The organism is Leclercia sp. AS011 (genome assembly GCF_037152535.1).
In the GTDB taxonomy this organism is placed as follows: domain Bacteria; phylum Pseudomonadota; class Gammaproteobacteria; order Enterobacterales; family Enterobacteriaceae; genus Enterobacter.
Map to the genome: position 1 here is coordinate 1 of NZ_JBBCMA010000021.1, position 328 is coordinate 328.

The 328-nt window shown below is 45.7% G+C and carries 1 rRNA gene; it reads right to left on the bottom strand.

Annotation, left to right across the window (positions count from 1 at the left end):
* Positions 1-264 precede the first annotated feature (264 nt).
* Positions 265-328, bottom strand: a 16S ribosomal RNA gene (locus WFO70_RS22340); the annotation flags it as partial.

Consider the following 328-nt stretch of genomic DNA (forward strand, 5'->3'; position numbering starts at 1 on the left):
ACTGCCTAGGCATCCACCGTGTACGCTTAGTCGCTTAACCTCACAACCCGAAGCTGTTTCACTTCTGATTGCGAAAATTTGAGAGACTCGGACACACCTTCATCTGCTCTTATTACGGAGAGCAGACACGGCGTGTCGTTTCAATTTTCAGCTTGATCCAGATTTTTAAAGAGCAAAACTTCTTAATGCACTCAAGAGTACATTCAGAAGTTCATCATTCATCAGACAATCTGTGTGAGCACTGCAAAGGCAGGTTCTTTAAGGTAAGGAGGTGATCCAACCGCAGGTTCCCCTACGGTTACCTTGTTACGACTTCACCCCAGTCATG